Origin of the sequence: Bradyrhizobium sp. U531 (assembly GCF_051710265.1) — a bacterium.
Classification (GTDB): domain Bacteria; phylum Pseudomonadota; class Alphaproteobacteria; order Rhizobiales; family Xanthobacteraceae; genus Bradyrhizobium.
This window is the reverse complement of sequence record NZ_JASVEN010000004.1, coordinates 588,841-605,387: the sequence shown is the minus strand read 5'-3', so window position 1 is coordinate 605,387 and position 16,547 is coordinate 588,841. Positions and strand designations below refer to the sequence as shown.

Sequence of the window (16,547 nt, the reverse complement as noted above, 5' to 3'; positions counted from 1 at the left end):
TCTGCCTTAGGGAGCCTTCGGATCGCTTCATAAGCTTTGAAACCCTAGCTACAGGGGTGCGGGCCCTTGAGTGCGCCTTGAGCAGCTTGACCTCGTCCTTACTATATTCTTTGCGCTTGGTGCTTTTCGCCACGTTATGTTCTCCGATTTCGCTTTGCACATCTATCTGCAGCGCCTTGTTTTTGAAAAACGCCGCAACTGCTTCCCATTACCATATCAATGACCATCGGCAACTATTCAAGCTGGCTTTTATCTTCCAGATAAGAACATGAACTACACGCGATTTGTTCTCTGTCCTTCTGTATCTTTGTCCGCGTGACAAACCCGATTCCCGACGCACGCCAGGTGGTTCAACATGGAAGCACGCTATCGAGACAGGGATGATCGTTTCGGTCCTTCAAAAAACAACTCGAAAGCGCTTCTTGCTCAAATACATCAACTTCACTCAAGAAGACGTTTCGCAGAGCAATATTCAGGCGCGGAGTAGCGCTGGATCGGCCAGGACGATCGTTGTGCTCCCGCGCATGATAAACCGGCCTTCACGAGTGTATGGCGTTACCGCGCGAAGAACGGACGTCCTCTCATACCTGCTGGGGTTCTGCGGAACTAGGTCGAGTAGTCACAAATGCGAATCCTGCGACGGCTGAGGTTTTCTTCGTCAGCAGATCGAGCACGGCTTGCTCTTCCTCATTTGACCGCCGCAGTATTCTTGATCGAAGGGGCCACGTAGAGATAGCCAGGAAATTCCATCCCCAGCGAACAAGATGCGAAACCATCGCCTGCCCCATGTCATGGACCCGATGAACGAGCGAGCGACCTGATCGTGATGTTTCGCCAGGCCGGGCACGACGGCATGGCAAACAACCCGCGGGCCTAGCGCCCTGTGAGCCTGGCACCGGCAGGCGATTGCTTGATCATGACATGGCAGAGCGCTTGGCCAGCACAATGCCGCTGGCGCGCCGCGGATCATTCGTGATCTGTGCACATTGATCTCCGCAGTCGAGTAAATGCAGGTCGAACTGGCCAAACCGGCGGAACGGAGTGTGCGTCATGTCGGAGGCGTCGCAACAAATCCAGGCAAGATGTGGAAATTTCTGCCGGAGCGTCAGGCAGGGCTCAGAGCCTGTGTCAATAGCGGCGAGCGTCTGCTCGATCATGGTCAATTCGCCTTGGCGCACCATCCACAAATCCTCATCGCCAGAATAAACGTTCAGGATCGGCATTCAGAACCGTTGTCGCCAAGCCAAGCCGTTGATGGGTCGAATGCCACTCCCAGACGTCCTTACCGTGATCTTTGCGGAACAGCTGCCATGCCGCCCCCGTCCTGTCGTGGCGCAGCAGCGCGATCTCGACGAGGCCACCCTCCGCATTGATATTGCCTGAGCAACACGGGCTCTCGACTAGATAGCCGCCAGGAACCGCAGTCACCTCTGGCGAGACATATCGGTAGCGCTCGCGCTTCGTGAGTGCGCGCACGATTCGCCACCGGTCGAGCTCGTTGGGATGGGCAGGCAAGCCGGCATGATGTCTCCTGATGATTGCCGCGTTCATTGCGCAATCTCCTAGAGTGCAGAGATTTCTGCCTCGATGCAGCCAACCACCAACTGCTTGCCGAAATCGACCATATAAATGAATAGGTTCGCTTCCGTATGGCGACCGATCTGGACGATCTCACCAACGTGCCCGACGCTGACCAGACACTCTTCCGGCGACGCGTCGGGAAAGGAACCGTCGTTGAGCAGATCTATCGCCGCCTTGACACGTTGGCCTGACTGGTATCTTGGCAGTCTTGGTTCGATCATCGGGATGCCGCTCCTGGCAAGGAAGGCTCCTCGCCTTCGCGGCTTCGCCTGACTAGATCGAGCTCCTTGCCTTTCATGCCGACGCGATAGCCGGAGCCGAGGAATTCGACCCCATAGATATAAAATTGTTGTAGGAACGTGCCGATCGAGACGACATAGCCAAGCTCACCTTTCTTGACCAGAACCTCACCAATCTCCTTGCCCACATAAGTGCCGTCGTTGCGGATGGTGCGGTTGGCCCGCACCTTGTCGCCATAGTCAAACAAGGGGGCGTCCGTCAGCTCGACGATCTCACTATCGCGGGCGATGTTGCTCATGCTGTCGTCCCCGTTCCACAGTTCGATACAACGTCTCGCACAGCCGCGGCCGCCGCCCGTCAATGCGGAGCATCAACCGCCCGAGTTTCTGAACCGCTAGTGTTGTCATGACATCCATCGTGGCCCTCAAGCAGGCTCCTGGTGACGCGGCAGCGCCGCGTCGAGCACGCATGTATTGTCAACGGGGCAAACCGCCACGCATTGTGGCTCGTCAAAGTAGCCGGCGCACTCGGTGCATTTCTCAGGATCAATCAGGAAAACGCCGGCTCGCTCGGAAATAGCGAGGTTCGGGCATTGCGTTTCGCACGCCGAACAGCCCGTGCATTGCGACGCGATGATCTTGAACGGCATTACTTGAACCCATCCTCAGGCGGCGGAAGTCAGCGCGTTGGAGCGGGCCGCTGCATCGACCCTTTCAACGTGTTGGATCTTCCCCTCATTGACTTTATCGAGATAGAGTTTGAACCAGGCGGTGACCGAGCCATCGATGAACTCGCAGGCGTACCGATCGACCGGCTCTATGCCGGCCTTGATCAATTTGGCCTTCGGGCAGCCGCCGATCTTTGACACGAATATGGCGTGGCAATCCTTGATGGCGCCGATGGCCATTTCGAGCTTGCTGTCCTCGCCATGACCACCTTGGCAATAGGAATGTATTGCTCGATGACCAACGTATTTTGCGCCTGAAGTCGAGAGCTCGTAGACCTGGAACTCCTTGGCATGACCGAAGTGCTGGTTGATCAATCCCGAGCCCTTGGTTGCAACCGCCACCAGCACCTTGATTTCGCTGGACGCGCTGGCGAGCCGCGCAAGCGCCTCCTGCTTGGCCACAAGGTTCGCGGTGCGCGCCTTCTCAACCTTAGCCTGATACTCCTTCCGGGCCTGCTCGTCGTATTTGATGTCCATCGCCATGATTTTTTCCATGGTGAACTCCGCGCCGCGGTCCTCCCCGAGCAGTCCGACAGCGTCGGCCCGGCACTGGCGACAGTGACGCATCATGCTCATCTCGCTTTCGCAGCTATCCTGCAATGCTACCACTTCCTGTGCAGTCGGGCCGCGTTGCCCCCTGAGGCCGAAGACGGTCCCATGCTCCGGCGACGATATCAGCGGCATCACGTTATGCAGGAAGGCGCCGCGCGACTTCACGGCCTTGTTAACCTCGACCAGATGCTGATCGTTAATCCCCGGGATCATCACCGAGTTGACCTTGCACAGGACGCCGCGCGCGGTGAGCATCTCCAGCCCTTGGAGCTGTCGATTGCTGAGTATTCTTGCGGCTTCAATGCCGGTGCAGCGCTTGTGGCCGTAAAAGATCCACGGATGGATCTTTGCACCAATTTCGGGGTCGATCATGTTGATCGTGATCGTCACGTGGTCGACCTTGAGTCTCGCGATTGTGTCGACATGATCGGGTAGCGCAAGGCCGTTCGTCGAGAGGCACAGCTTGAGATCTGGCGCGAGCCTATTGACGAGCTCGAATGTCCTGAATGTCTTGTCCGGGTTCGCGAGCGGATCGCCAGGACCGGCAACGCCGACCACGCTCATCTGAGGGATCGCGGAAGCGACCGCCAGCACCTTCTTGGCGGCCTGCACCGGCGTCAACTTTTCACTGACAATGCCAGGACGCGATTCGTTAGCGCAATCGTACTTACGATTGCAGTAATTGCATTGGATATTGCAGGCGGGTGCGACGGCGACATGCATGCGGGCATAATGGTGGTGCGCCTCCTCGCTGTAACACGGATGGTTCTTCACCTTTTCCCAGATCTCAATTGGCAGATTGGCGATGCCAGCCTGAGATCCGCAGCTTGCCTTACCGCTGCCACCGATCGTACCGCAGCCCTTGTGCGTCGCCATGACTTGCATGGTCTCGCTGATCTCGCCGGCGCAGGATACCTGGTGTTGCGCTGAAGTACTCATTGTTCCAATTCTCTTCGCAAGCCGAACCCTTTCGGCAAGCATCCCCAGAGTCTTTCTGGAAAGCCAAGAGCAACTGGCGTGCCATTCCTGCAGGATGAATTTAACATTTCGCTTTCAAGTACTTAGCTAAGCCCTGGTCGATTGTTAGCTTTATCAATTCATGTTGGAAAGCTGACAAGGGTTGCGATCACAACAGCGCTGACACCATTGTTTTGAGGCCCGGCAGGCAGCGTCAGCTATGGCTTCGGCAAACGGCAGGCGGGTGGCGTCGCTTGAAAGTTGATCTTCCGTCAGAACGTGACGCCTAGGCAAAGCACAATCCGCAAAAGACGTCCGGGGCGCTTTGAAGGACAGGTTGATAAGGCGAGCCTAGAAGCAGAGAAAGCAGTCCTGTGACTGACCTATGCCATGGAAGATCACGCGGACCCCTGCGTGATGCTCCGGAAGGGCATTGTCAACCCAGGTGAAGAGAAACGCCCGCTCGCCAGGGTCAGGGATCATCACGAAGGTTGATACTTCTGAGCCTGCGATCTGGGCCGGCGCGCGACTCAACCATTCAAAGCTGAACCTTATGGAGTCCAGCCATTGGCCTGACGCTGTTAAGACGCGCGGAATGCAACGAGCGGCCTGGCGGCCGCCGAAAAGGGGAGGTCGCGAAGGCCTCCCCACCAACGCCATCCCGCTGGCCGGATGCCTCGATGCTGCGCCCCGGCCAAGATACTGCCTTTGGCAGCGCGCGGCAGCACGATCTTGGTTCCGAACAAGGCTGCATGGGCTGTCGCGTTGACCGGTACGCGCTCACCGCGCCCGCCAAGACTTCCCTGGACATCCCGGTTTGACGACGTCCATAGACACGGAGTTTCATTTTTCGGTTGCTTCGCCGCCGCGCTTCTTGGCGTTTATGGTGATTGGTAGGGTGGTGTCGCTCGCCATCGCCGGTAGGTCGAGCACCCAGCCGTTTGCGATTTTAATCCAACCACCCCACAGCGTCTCGTGCTCCCAGCCGACGATCGGCTCCTCAAGATCTTTCTTGGGTACATAAATCGAAAGGCCTGTCTCAGGCGAACGACGAATCATGACCTTCATAGGGGCTCTGCAGGTTGCGAACTCTCGCCCGCACGCTCCTGACACGCACGCAACAGGGCTCTCTGTTCGGAAGTAATGTGCGCGAGGACTTGCAGCACACGATCGATCTCATCCAGCGCCGTCTCTCGCGAGAGCGAGAAGCGAACCGCACCGCGCAAAAACGCCGGCGCTACTCTCATCGCGCGCAGGACATGGGACGGCTCCATCGAGCCGCACGCGCAGGCTGAACCGAGGGAGGTGGCAATTCCGTCACGATTCAGGTGGTGGACGATGGCCTCCGCTTCGAGACGCTCGAAGGCAATGTTAGAGGTATTTGGCAGGCGGTTTTTGATATCACCAAGCACGATGCAACCGCCGAGCGCGAGAATGCCGCGCTCCAGCCGGTCGCGAAGGGCGCAAATCTGGATCTGATCTTGTATGAGGTGTGCCGCCGCGAGTTCCGCCGCCTTGCCGAGCCCAACAATGCCTGGGACGTTTTCGGTGCCAGCGCGGCGACGCCGCTCTTGCACGCCGCCGAAGATCAGCGGCCGGAACTTAATGTCCTTGCGGACATACAGCGCGCCGATGCCCTTCGGACCATGGAGCTTGTGGCCGGAGAGCGACAGCATATCGATGTCCGTCGTCTTCAGGTCAATGGGAATCCGCCCGACGGCCTGGACTGCATCCGTGTGAAAGAGCGCGCCGACTGAGCGCGCCATCTTGGCGAGGGACTTCACCGGAAAGATCGTACCGGTCTCATTATTCGCCCACATGATCGAGGCGACTGACGTACGCTCCGACAAGGCATTGCCATAACTCTCGATGTCCAATCGACCGCTTGCATCGACCGGAATGACATGGATCTTGATTCCTCGTCGGCCCAGCTCCTCGGCAAGAGACAGCACGGCCGAATGCTCAACGGCGGTTGTGACGATCTCGTCGCGTCCTTCCTGCACGGCGAGCGCGGACAGGATCGCAGTGTTGTCAGATTCCGTCGCGCCGGAGGTGAAAACGATTTCGTGATCGAATGCCGCGCCAATGAGAGCCTGCACATTTCGGCGCGCCTGCGTCAATGCGGGTGCAACCTCAATGCCGAATGCATGCCCGGACGACGCATTGCCGAATTGCCCAGAGAAGAACGGCAGCATCGCGGCGACCACCAAAGGATGTGCAGGGGTCGTGGCGTTATTGTCCAGGTAAATCGGACGCACGGAGAGTTCGCTCTGCATTTAAGCCCTCACTTTGGCAGCTCCGGGGAACGGGATCAGGCGGGCAAACTTTCCGAGCCGCTCGATCAGGCGCGCCTGAATAGCCGCGAGCGTCGTGCCCGCAAGCTTGCATACCCTGCAAGCGCCGGTTAGCCCGACCATGATCTTGTCGCCGTCTATTGCGACGAGCTCACAATGTCCCCGATCGCGCCTGAGGCTTGGCCGACTCTCATCGAGCACGGCGCGGACAATCCGCTCGCGATCGGAAGGCTCGATAGTCCGAGACTGCTTCGTAGGTTCAGCCTTCAGGCCCATGTTCGATGCTCATTCCATTGCCAAGCGTACCAAGGCGACTCAGCTGAACGATTTGCCGCATGAACAGCTCGATTTGGCATTTGGGTTATCGAAGCGGAATCCTGATCCTTCGAGCGACACCACGAAATCGATCGTGGTGCCGTTGAGATGCGCCCGGCTCGCGTTGTCGACAAAGACTTTAATCCCGCCTTGCTCGAACACGGTCTCATCGGAGCTTGGCTCATGAGCAAGACCCAGTTTATATGTGAATCCCTGGCAGCCGCCGCCTTCGATCATGATCCGCAAACCGGTTGCCGGCTGCACTGTCGAGGAGATTGCGGCCTTCAGTGCGTTGATGGCGCTATTCGTTAGGTTGATCATCTCTGGCTCGTTCTCAGTTCTCTCGCAAAGCACAAATGGCAAATCCCATGCCAGTCGAGATGCAGATGAAACCAGCTTCTATTGCAGAGGCCCACCATTCGATTTGCGACCTGTCGGGTTCGCGACAGGCGGTTTTCCGGCAGCAGGATGTCATGCGTGCGAGGCCTCGTGATGGTGACAGCAGGTATCCCCGCAAATCGCGCCAAGCCGCCGTTTACGCTCTACGTCGCTGCAGACATCGCGGACGGCAAACAACTTGCAGGAAGGTAGGGGCACGTCGCATTGGGCGACCCGTGCACACCACAAATTGATGAGGAGACTTCCATGACCTCGATCGACAACACCGCTCTTGGCCCGCTGGACAAGGAGGGGCGATTGCTGAATGCGGTGCTTAAGAGTGAAACAACGAAGTCCGGGCGATTTGGGTTTCGAGGCGACATCGCGCTGAAGTTCCAAGCCCAGCTCGCCGACGAAAAACGACCGCCGGATTATTCCATCGAACAAGTTCTTGCAATTGCACAAGAAGGCGAACCAGCCATCCCAGTCCTTGCCGGATATCTGCATTCCTTCGCTTATCTACCCGAGGCCGCGAAGGTGCTGGATGGCAGGCTGAGCCCCAACGGCAGCTATTTCATCTTCTGCAACAACATTGATCTGCTCGCGAAGTACCGCACAAAAATAGGCGACATCACCTTCCGCATTCTGCCTTGCAACGAATCAACCGTATGGAAGGAGATGATGGACCTCGCCGGCATCGACAAGAACGACCTCAAGAAGCTCGGTACCGCCGCAAGGCTCGACTACTTGCTCGATGCAGCCAAGGAACTCGATGGATCATACACGGAGATCTCATACGAGGACGGCCTAGCCAAAATGGAGCCGGTGAAGAACAGAAGCGAAAACCGCCCAGTCTGAGGCATCGCCTCAGATCCCTTTCTCGCCAGCTCGACAGTCCGCCGCAAAGAGATTCACTGCAAACGCTTCGCCTGCGGCGGGCTCTTTCAAACCTTGGCGATGCACTTCCGGCCCAGCTTTTCGGGCAGATGACATGCCCACTCTGCTGGTCGTGTGTTGGCCAAGAGCACTGTCGTCATCACGCTGTGGCCGGCTCACCGCGACGGTCCGACTGAGCGGGTCTATCGTGATCAGGACATTCTAAGTCTGACCGGTTCATGGTCGCGGTCACACTTCAAAGGCCGATCGACGGTGTGTGGATTGGCTTTGGCGTTGTGCTCCAGGCCTTTGCCGGCCTGGGCGGCGCTGAGATGTCGCGCGAGGAGCGATCACTATGCTGATGGTTCACGGAAGGGCCGGCGGTGATCCGGACATTCCGGGGGTGCGCGATGTCCGTGCTGCGGAAGCCGGCGGCATCCGCCACTGCAGCGACCACGGATGGATGCAGAACTCGCGCCGACCCGGATGCGCGGTAGCGTACGTGCGAAATCGCCTGACAGAATCCGCCGCAGGGAGTGTGGAGGACGGAGTGGTCGCCAAAGGGGTGGAGGTGCTGGCAACTGTGTAGGAGTGCCCGAGTACCCGTCGCGGTAATCAGCAGCACCCGCAGGTCGAGCAGGCGGGTGGACTTCCCGTCAGCCTCGGCTTCGGCCACGCAGGCTTAGACCTATGGTCTCGGGCGTGCGCCTGATTACAGGCCCAGCAACAGCCCTTGCGATCTGCATGGCGCGCAACGCCGCGGCCTTTGAGCAGTTGATCCGCCGCAACGAACATCGAGGTCGGATGCCCTGAGGGATCGCTGAGATCCTTGTGGATGCGGCCGACCAGAACATCACCCTGGCCAGCGGCGGCGATTGGTATCGGACCTCGTTTTTGGTGCGGTCGGACGACCTTCACGCCGGGCGCTTGCGCCATGATTGGGCGCACATGCTCCTCGCTGATCGGCTTCTCGCATTCGAAGTTGATGGGCGCGCAGCACGGGTACGCGGATGCAGGTCACACCAGTCACGATTATCCCGTCCGAGAAGATCTTGAAAGTTGGCAATTGAGATTGACACGCGTGAATTTCAGGAACCTTTTCCTTCGCAGCGGCGCCGGCCCCGCTGGTGACCCGCTAAGTTGCGCTTATCACGCGCTTGATGCGATTCTTCTGGTGCGATGATGCCCTTGCGGTCGCGGACGCGGCCCGCATTGATCTCGAGGATCACCAGCGGCAGGTTCGGATCCATTCGGAAAGCGGAGGAGTTGTCGACCACGACAGCGCCTGCCCTGACCGCGATCGGCGCGTCCGTTTTGGAGATGCCGTTGCCGTCCGAGAACAGGGCGATGTCGTCAGCTCCTCGATCACGACGCCCTTGCTTCAGAACGACATCGTCTTGCCGGGCGAGCGGGAGCTGGCCAGCGCTTCAGCCTGCCAAAGCGAAAGCCGCGGCTGTCCGTGGAGGCGAGAATTCGGCGCCCCCCGCCGCCGGTGACCGCCGACAATCGCGAGCACGGGATCGTTACTCACATTTTCCTCCATTTCCGTTTGAGCATGATCTGGTCGGAAACTCGGATTCCACTCTTCCGGATCAGCCTGTGCAGACAACAAAAAAGTGCGGGACCAATGGCGGCGGGGCTTCGGTAGAGCTGGTGCGTTCAGTGGACGAGTAGGCGCGCATGCCTCTCGGGCCCCGAAGGCCGTGGTGGTCTTGGTCGCGCGTTTGGTGATCGTGAGCATGACCGCTACTTGTGCGGTATGCTTCGCAAGAATTGATGTTGAAGAGTTACTGATCGATGGTTTGAAGCATTCGAGATCCGACACTCTCAAGTCGCCTTCAGCATTTTCTGAACCGACCACCTCCCTTTTTTAAGAACAACACGTTCTGTTCATTATGCTAGCCCAATAGAACATGGGATCGACGTCTGGGGCGGCGCAACCGGTAGGAGACTGCCAGATCGAACCTCGATGCTGCATTTAAGTTCTTCGAAGGGGCGGTTTGTGCCGGAAACGGCAAACATAACTGCGTGAGTAATGCTCGATGTGAGTAGCAGATCGATAGTGTCGAGCTACAAACCTGAGTATGTAAAAACGGCGGAGCCGGCATCCCTTGAATACAAGCACTAACGAGACACCCAGCAACGAAGAGCCGCAGGGCGTGGCATCGCTCGTTGTCGGCTAGGTTTTCCTTGTGGCGTGCGTGTCGCAATCGCCCTGAATGATTCTGCTGGTGGCGAGCGATTCGAAGGCGCTAATTGGGCCCGATGGTGCGTCTTCTGATTAACATTTCTCTTCATGTCTCCTCCTGCGGCTGGACGTTGGGAACCCCAGGAGACTTCTCTCGCGGAACCGAACAAGATCCGCCGCAAGAAACCTTCTCGTCCCTGTAGTTGGCCAAGGCTTGGAGCAGCCGTGGCATATAATACTTCTTCGCACGCTCCGCTGGCAATTCCGGCATAGCTTTCGGATCGTCTAGCCACGTCATCGCCCGCTCGATCAGCTCGATCGCATGTTGCTTGTCACCACTCTCGTGGTAGTACTGAGCGACCACCATATAGGAAGAGCAGTTGAGGCCGCCGAAGGCCTGCCCAGGATTGAGGATATGTTCCGAAACATCCCTGCCGATCGCAAAGCGTTCCGCACGCGGGAGGTGCGTGTTGTCGTTCTCCGCATCAAAGAGTTGCCTCATCGCGCCAACCAGCGCACTCAAAGCCTCTGACTGTGTCTCAATCGCATCTCGAACCAGTTGGCGTAAGACCTGGAAACCAGTCGCCGTGTCGCGCATTTTGTGAAGCAACAGATGCGCATGAATCTCCCGGAAGTGGAGATTGTCCGGCGTCGCGGCAATGCCCTCTTCGACGGCTAATAGCGCTGTCGGCCAGTCCTTTGCTTCCATCGCCGCTCCGATTCTCCGGTGCATTGAGCGTTCGCGCGCTAGGCGCTGGCCTTCCGCAATCCGTTTCGCATCAGCGAATTTAGCTTGATAGCTGCTGCGCCAAGTGCCGTTTATTATTTTCGGTAAGACGTCGTCGAGTGTGATCGGATGACCGATATAGGCAATGTGGCCGTCGCGATCGACGACGAACGATGTCGGAATCCCAACAGATGAGCTGGCATCCATCCAAAGCTTGTTCATTTCGCCCGTACTGTCGAACCCGATTCGATAGTTCAAATTTGAGAACTTCTCAGTCAACCATACGTCCAGTTTGGTACGAGCCTCATCCGCCGTTGGTGCTTGTTCGCTAGCTGCGACTCCGACGACCTCAAGCCCCTCGTCTTTGTATTTTGCTTGCAGCTCAATGAGATGGGGCATCGCCTCCTCACATGGACCGCACCAACTTGCCCAAAATTCGACGATGTACACTCCCCCTGGCTGGAACTTCGTAAGGGGGGCGCCACGCAGCCAGTTCTCGACTTTGAGCGAAGGAGCCGGGGTCGCCATGCACAGCACCATCATTTCTTCTCCAAAGTCAGTTGTTGCGAGAGCTTGTCTTTACACTGAGTTAGCAATCACCGTGCCAGGCGCCCCGCGCGCACTAAGCACATGAAAAAGCTTTGAGAAACATCCACACGCCCAATAGGTCCACTGTAGACTGACATGCTTTGCGTGAGCGTTAGATTTCGGGCACGCATCGCGCCCTTCCGGTCACCAAAACGCGAATGCGCATCCCCGAGCCGCGACGTAGGCTTCGCCGTAACGCTCGGCGGCGGGCTCAGGGCGCTGAGCGAGTTCAGGATCACCCCTTAACTGCCGCGCGATCTAGCCGGGGTGCCCAAGGCCGCTCACATCGCCTGCCGAGTGTCTGTTGATCTGGCGCAAAGGCGGAGACTGCGCGCGCAGCCCTGAACAAGGCGATGCTAGCCAGCCGACAGGCTACTCACGAGCATTTCTGCCGCACTGAAACCATGCAGAATTCGCAACCAAAGTCACCTAGCCCATCAACTCCTTGCGCCGTGGTTACTGTGGTCCGCGAGCACGAGACGGCGCGGTCGTGTCATTTGATCATTTGACCGATCCCCCCGAAGGACAGCCAATAGTCCATGTTCGGGCACGGTCAGCTCAGGAAAGCTGGGTTGATAGCGAAGAAAGTCGCTTCAACCCCGTGGCGCGTGCGTCTGACAGTTTGTTGGACACACCCGCGCGCAGGCGCTGCAGCCGATGCAAGCGCCTTCGTCATTCAGCACCATGATTTTTTTTTCGAGCTCATCGTCCTCCTCATCGAGATCGATGATTTGGCCAGCCTCGCTTAGCCCCTTCAGCGTCATGACCTCGCGGCCGCAAACCTTATAGCAGCGGCCGCAGCCGATGCACTTCTTGAGATCGATAGAAACCAGGTAATCCGGCTCCCAACTGCGGCCGTCTCGGGTCCTAAATGACATGGCTTGAGATCCGCTATGCTTTGTCTAGCGCTTGGAGATTTTGGCGCTTGCTTTCGAGCTCGCTGAAGGCAGCGTGGGCCTTCTGCGCCACACTCAGGATCGAGCACCAGTTGACCGGCAGCTCCTCGGAGAGGTCGTGGAGGTCCATCTTGGCTTGGGTCGCCTTCGCCGACAGCTTCTTTATTTCCGCTTTCAGCGCTTCAACATCGCTCATGCTTGCCTCAATAATTCGCCACTTCCGGGAACTTACGGATCATCTCAACGCCACTATTGACGAATTTGTCGCCTTGATCAGCGAGATCAGAGAAATGGTCGAAACCAAAGCGATGTACGTCGCGCAGCTGCTTGCTCACGACAACGAGCCGGCCGCCGATCAAGACGATCCGACCGAACCCTTCGTTGTGCATCTTCAGCATTGGGGAGATCATCACTCCGGTCGCCTTCTCGATCGAGAGCGCAACCGCGTGAAAGAACAGCTCCAGCCGCCATGTCGTCGCGGGGTCGGGATTGCCGACAATAGGCAGCGCACGGCGCTTGTGCTTGTCGAGAACGTAGGGTTCGAGCAAATCGAGATCCTCCTTGCCCTCCCAGGCACCGTGGGAGTCCTGGGCGCGCCAGATCTTGACGAGCTCTTTCAGAAATGGCGGCTCCGCCGCCGCGGGGGCTGGAGTGACTTCGGACGTATCTCCCATCCTCGTTCCTTCAGGTTTCGAAATCCACTGTACGTTCCGGGTCTTTGGCGAGCAGCTTTCGGAGCCAGGGCGGCGGCGAGCCCTTCAGCACGGTTTCGAGTTTGACGCAAAGTTCATCGATGGGCTCTGGTTGCAGCACCTTCATCGGATGGATCTTGCTCGCGACGACTCGTGCAGCACCCGAGCCGCCGATCGCCGCAACATAGAGGATTGCGCAGTCCCTGATCGCCTCGATCTTGGGCGCTAGCTTATCCTCATTGCCGTCTTCCGTGAGGTCACCACCGAACTGGATCGCCTCAATAAACCGATGCCCCTCCGGGCCGACCTCGTAGATCGCGATGTTCTTGGCCCAGCCGAAGTGCGCATCGACATGCTTCAAGTCCTGAGTGGCAAATGCAACTTTCATCCGTGTTGTTTTCTCTCCCTGCTCAATGCAACCGAGGCGAAACGACCTGCAGGCCAGAGTTGGTGAATCGCCAGCTGTCAGGCGTCGGCCGATGGTTGATCTCTCGGTCGGTGATAATGAGATTGGCGATGTCAAAGATCAGGTCGCGCGTGCCGCGATAACCAACCATTGTGAGGTGCGCAGCGCCAAGGCGATCGAACATGGGAAAGCCCACCCGGAAGAATGGAACATTGAGTCGCGAAGCCGCCTGGCGACCATGTGAATGGGACATCAAGAGGTCGCAGTCACGCGTCCTGGCAAGCTCTTCAAGATCCTCCAGATCGCCGATCAGGACGTCCTCGGTCCTGACACGCTGCAGCACCGGTGAGTTCGTCGTCGTCACCGCAGCAGTGACCTGCGCCCCCATCTCATGGAGCGAGCTGGAGAGATCAAATAGCAAGTCCGGCTCGGCGCCGATCGCGAGCTTGCGGCCGCCGATATGGAAATGAGCATCCAGCATGGCGTCTGCCAGCTGTCCACGCTGCCGGCGATACTTCGAGGGTACTGACCGGCCGGTGATCTGGCTCAAGAACGCCATAAATTCGTCGTTTGGGATAAGGCCACAGAGCCGCTCGAATAGACGGAACGGCGCGCCTGTCCGCACCTGCATGGTCTCGGCCGCACGGCGCATTTGCGCGCCGATCGCGATCGTCCAGGCCACCTGCCCCATAGTCCCAATTTCGTCCACTCCAATCCCCCCGATCGTAGTCGGCGTGAATTCGTCGGGGATGTGGCCGTCCAGCGAACCTGCAAGGTCCGGCAGGAAGGAGGGCTTGAGACCGAAATCCTCAAAGATCGTGCGAAGCTCGTCGAGGTCGCCGGGCGTGAGGTGGCACCCAGGTAGCACGTTAACGCGGGACGCATCGCGCGGTCGCGCTGGGTCGAACGGAGTCACAAGCACCTCGATCATCCGCGCCACCGTCTTGCCCCAGCCATCCTGCAAGGCATCCTTGAAATCCGGAGTCGAGACGTAGACAAGGGGGAGCTTTTCGAGCTGCGGGTGCTTCTGTCGGATCAACCGGATGAAGGCTTCGACGTCATCGCCGTTGGTTTCAGTGACCCCAGTTGAATTGATGCCAATGATCTCGGGCTCGATGCGATTGTAGATGTTGAGGATTGCCTGTTCGAGATTCTCGTGGCCGCCGAGCACGGTCGCAACCTCGCTCATAGCAGTTGTCTGCATCGGCACGGCTTCATTGAAATGGCGCACGAACAGCGTCAGCCCAAAGGAGGCGCAACCTTGCGGGCCGTGCAAAAGCGGCATCGCGCCGCGCAACCCCATGAAGGCAAACGCGCCGCCGATCGGCTGACTCATCTTGAGCGGATTGACCGAACAGGCTTTCTTCGAGGTAGTGACGATCGCCATGTCCCCTACTCCGCCGCCTGCAATGCCGGCGGCTGGAGATCGGACGGAATGTCCTTACAAGCAATGCACCGCCCGCTGGAACTGGCGCACGGCTTGTTGGGCTCGGCGAGCTTCGGGCCATGCGCCGCAATCGCGCTCTCACCCTCGCTGGCCTCAGCTTGATTGGAAAAACTTATCGTCCTGACGCCGTTCCTGCTCGGGTCCCGAACTGGATCCGCGGCTTGCGCATGCATCTGGGCAGCCGTCCTTGCCTGAAGATTCCGGTCGAACTCATCCCATGGCGCGGCTTGGCGGAGCTGATCCCATATCGGATTGTAGAGCGCCTTCTCGACCTCCTCCATGAGCTTGAGAATCCCGACATAGCCCATATAGGCGTGGCAGCGCTCCTGGTTGATATCGAGCCACGGCATCGCCGCCTTTAGTGCGACGAATTGCGACTTGCCGCCCGAGAGCATGATATCGGCTTTTGCGTCCTTGAGCATCTTGTAGATCTCGCGAGGCGACATGTCCTCGATCATATGGGCGTCCTGGCCCATTAATTCCTTGATACGTTCCTTGTCCTTCTTGGTCGATTTCTTCACGGACGTGCCGACGATCTCGAGCCCGGCCTCCTGCAACGCGGCCACCATCGACCAGGATTTCACACCGCCGGTGATGAGAACAACCCTCTTGCCGGCAAAGCGCGGCTTGAAACGTTCAATCGCAGCCCAGGCCTTGGTCTCTTCGCGTGCGATCAGGGCTTGCGTGCGTTCCATCAGCTCAGCCGGCGCGCCACTTTCGATCAGCATGCGCGCGATCTGGCGGAGTGAATCGCTGGTATCCTCGATACCGTAGAAGGAGCCTTCAAAAAACGGGATGCCGTAGCGCTGCCTCATCTTGCGTGCGACGTTGATCATTGCCCTTGAGCAAACCATCATCGCGGCTTTGGCCCGGTGCGAATAAGCGACCTCGCGATACTTGCCGTCCCCCGAGATGCAGGACAGGATCCGGATTCCGAGCTCATCGAGCAGGGGCTTGATCTGCCAAAGCTCGCCGGACAGATTGTATTCACCGATGATGTTGATATCATACGATGTCGTGTAGTCCGGCTCTCCGGTACCGATGACGTGCTCCAGCAGTGCTTCGCCAGCAAGCTTGTTACCAAGGTTCTTCGACCCGACAAATCCCGGTGAATTGATGGGAATGACCGGCTTGCCGAATTTGGCGGAGGCCGCCTTGCAGACCATATCGATGTCGTCACCGATCATTGCGGGCACGCATGTCTGGTAGACGAAGATGGCCTGCGGGTCGTATTTCTCTGTGATCTCCTTGACTGCCCTGTACAGCCGCTTCTCGCCGCCGAAGACGATATCGGTCTCGCTCATATCTGTGGTGAAGCTTCTGCGCCACAGATCGGAGCCGGACGAGACCGAACCACGATTGTCCCAGGAATTGCCCTCACAGGCGATTGGACCATGCACAAGATGGGCGACATCGGTGAAGGGCTGCAGCGCGACTTTGGCGCCATCGAAGGCACATCCGCCGGCGGCGCCGCCCGGCTTGAGCTGCTTGGTGCAACCATTCTTACGCTCGACCTTCGACTTGCTCGCGTTCCTGGCGCAGCCCGGTTCGTTAAAGACGTCCTGTATGGTCGTGGGAAGCGAAGTCATGGTGTCTCTCTCGGGGATGTTAACACACCGCAGACCACAAGGATGACCGGCGGAGAACCTGTGATCCCCGCCGCAGCGCCGCTGTTTCTGCGGA

General features: G+C 58.3%; 18 protein-coding genes and 1 pseudogene. 1 reads left to right on the top strand and 18 read right to left on the bottom strand.

Annotation, left to right across the window (positions count from 1 at the left end):
• Window positions 1-914 precede the first annotated feature (914 nt).
• The 10 genes from QRQ56_RS22340 to QRQ56_RS22295 form a co-directional block, all read right to left on the bottom strand.
• A complete protein-coding gene (locus QRQ56_RS22340; RefSeq protein WP_085394612.1) occupies window positions 915-1,181 on the bottom strand; it encodes a hypothetical protein in 267 nt (88 codons plus the stop codon).
• A gap of 10 nt (window positions 1,182-1,191) precedes the next feature.
• Window positions 1,192-1,551 carry a DUF3024 domain-containing protein gene (locus tag QRQ56_RS22335; protein ID WP_007600036.1) on the bottom strand — a complete coding sequence of 120 codons (360 nt, stop codon included), beginning with the start codon at window positions 1,549-1,551 and terminating at the stop codon, window positions 1,192-1,194.
• An 11-nt stretch (window positions 1,552-1,562) separates the two neighbouring features.
• On the bottom strand, window positions 1,563-1,802 hold the full coding sequence (locus tag QRQ56_RS22330; protein WP_007600034.1) for a nitrogen fixation protein NifZ: 240 nt from the start codon (window positions 1,800-1,802) through the stop codon (window positions 1,563-1,565).
• The gene (locus QRQ56_RS22325; RefSeq protein WP_007600033.1) at window positions 1,799-2,119 is read right to left on the bottom strand and encodes a nitrogen fixation protein NifZ; all 321 of its coding nucleotides are present in this window, start codon (window positions 2,117-2,119) and stop codon (window positions 1,799-1,801) included. Before QRQ56_RS22325 ends, QRQ56_RS22330 begins: the two co-directional genes overlap by 4 nt.
• A 126-nt stretch (window positions 2,120-2,245) precedes the next feature.
• Window positions 2,246-2,470 (bottom strand): 4Fe-4S binding protein, encoded by a 225-nt coding sequence (locus QRQ56_RS22320; RefSeq protein ID WP_007600032.1) that lies wholly within the window; start codon window positions 2,468-2,470, stop codon window positions 2,246-2,248.
• 15 nt (window positions 2,471-2,485) lie between these two features.
• Entirely contained in the window at window positions 2,486-4,039 is a 1,554-nt protein-coding gene (gene nifB / locus QRQ56_RS22315) for a nitrogenase cofactor biosynthesis protein NifB (protein ID WP_438742989.1), read from the bottom strand.
• 861 nt (window positions 4,040-4,900) lie between these two features.
• Window positions 4,901-5,125 (bottom strand): putative nitrogen fixation protein NifT, encoded by a 225-nt coding sequence (gene nifT / locus QRQ56_RS22310; RefSeq protein ID WP_007600030.1) that lies wholly within the window; start codon window positions 5,123-5,125, stop codon window positions 4,901-4,903.
• The gene (gene nifS / locus QRQ56_RS22305) at window positions 5,122-6,333 is read right to left on the bottom strand and encodes a cysteine desulfurase NifS (RefSeq protein ID WP_007600029.1); all 1,212 of its coding nucleotides are present in this window, start codon (window positions 6,331-6,333) and stop codon (window positions 5,122-5,124) included. The genes nifT and nifS overlap by 4 nt, the downstream gene beginning before the upstream one ends.
• Window positions 6,334-6,627 (bottom strand): NifU family protein, encoded by a 294-nt coding sequence (locus tag QRQ56_RS22300; RefSeq protein WP_438742988.1) that lies wholly within the window; start codon window positions 6,625-6,627, stop codon window positions 6,334-6,336.
• Between the two features lie 39 nt (window positions 6,628-6,666).
• Entirely contained in the window at window positions 6,667-6,987 is a 321-nt protein-coding gene (locus QRQ56_RS22295) for an iron-sulfur cluster assembly accessory protein (protein WP_438742987.1), read from the bottom strand.
• Between the two features lie 324 nt (window positions 6,988-7,311).
• Between QRQ56_RS22295 and QRQ56_RS22290 the strand changes: the two genes are divergently transcribed.
• Entirely contained in the window at window positions 7,312-7,902 is a 591-nt protein-coding gene (locus QRQ56_RS22290; RefSeq protein ID WP_085394607.1) for a hypothetical protein, read from the top strand.
• A gap of 674 nt (window positions 7,903-8,576) precedes the next feature.
• Here the strand turns inward: QRQ56_RS22290 and QRQ56_RS22285 are convergent.
• From QRQ56_RS22285 to nifE, 8 genes and pseudogenes are all read right to left on the bottom strand, one after another.
• Window positions 8,577-9,463 (bottom strand): annotated as a pseudogene (locus QRQ56_RS22285) (aspartate-semialdehyde dehydrogenase).
• Between the two features lie 751 nt (window positions 9,464-10,214).
• Window positions 10,215-11,375, bottom strand: coding sequence for a TlpA disulfide reductase family protein (locus QRQ56_RS22280; protein WP_438743028.1), 1,161 nt, complete (start codon window positions 11,373-11,375; stop codon window positions 10,215-10,217).
• Between the two features lie 641 nt (window positions 11,376-12,016).
• Window positions 12,017-12,301, bottom strand: coding sequence for a ferredoxin III, nif-specific (gene fdxB, locus QRQ56_RS22275; RefSeq protein ID WP_085394605.1), 285 nt, complete (start codon window positions 12,299-12,301; stop codon window positions 12,017-12,019).
• Between the two features lie 13 nt (window positions 12,302-12,314).
• Window positions 12,315-12,515, bottom strand: a complete 201-nt coding sequence (locus tag QRQ56_RS22270; protein WP_007600023.1) for a CCE_0567 family metalloprotein — start codon at window positions 12,513-12,515, stop codon at window positions 12,315-12,317.
• Between the two features lie 7 nt (window positions 12,516-12,522).
• A complete protein-coding gene (locus QRQ56_RS22265) occupies window positions 12,523-12,993 on the bottom strand; it encodes a NifX-associated nitrogen fixation protein (RefSeq protein WP_438742986.1) in 471 nt (156 codons plus the stop codon).
• A gap of 10 nt (window positions 12,994-13,003) precedes the next feature.
• Window positions 13,004-13,399, bottom strand: coding sequence for a nitrogen fixation protein NifX (nifX, locus tag QRQ56_RS22260; RefSeq protein WP_085394603.1), 396 nt, complete (start codon window positions 13,397-13,399; stop codon window positions 13,004-13,006).
• A gap of 22 nt (window positions 13,400-13,421) precedes the next feature.
• Window positions 13,422-14,804 (bottom strand): nitrogenase iron-molybdenum cofactor biosynthesis protein NifN, encoded by a 1,383-nt coding sequence (gene nifN / locus QRQ56_RS22255; RefSeq protein ID WP_438742985.1) that lies wholly within the window; start codon window positions 14,802-14,804, stop codon window positions 13,422-13,424.
• A gap of 5 nt (window positions 14,805-14,809) precedes the next feature.
• Window positions 14,810-16,453 carry a nitrogenase iron-molybdenum cofactor biosynthesis protein NifE gene (nifE, locus tag QRQ56_RS22250; protein ID WP_438742984.1) on the bottom strand — a complete coding sequence of 548 codons (1,644 nt, stop codon included), beginning with the start codon at window positions 16,451-16,453 and terminating at the stop codon, window positions 14,810-14,812.
• Window positions 16,454-16,547: the final 94 nt, after the last annotated feature.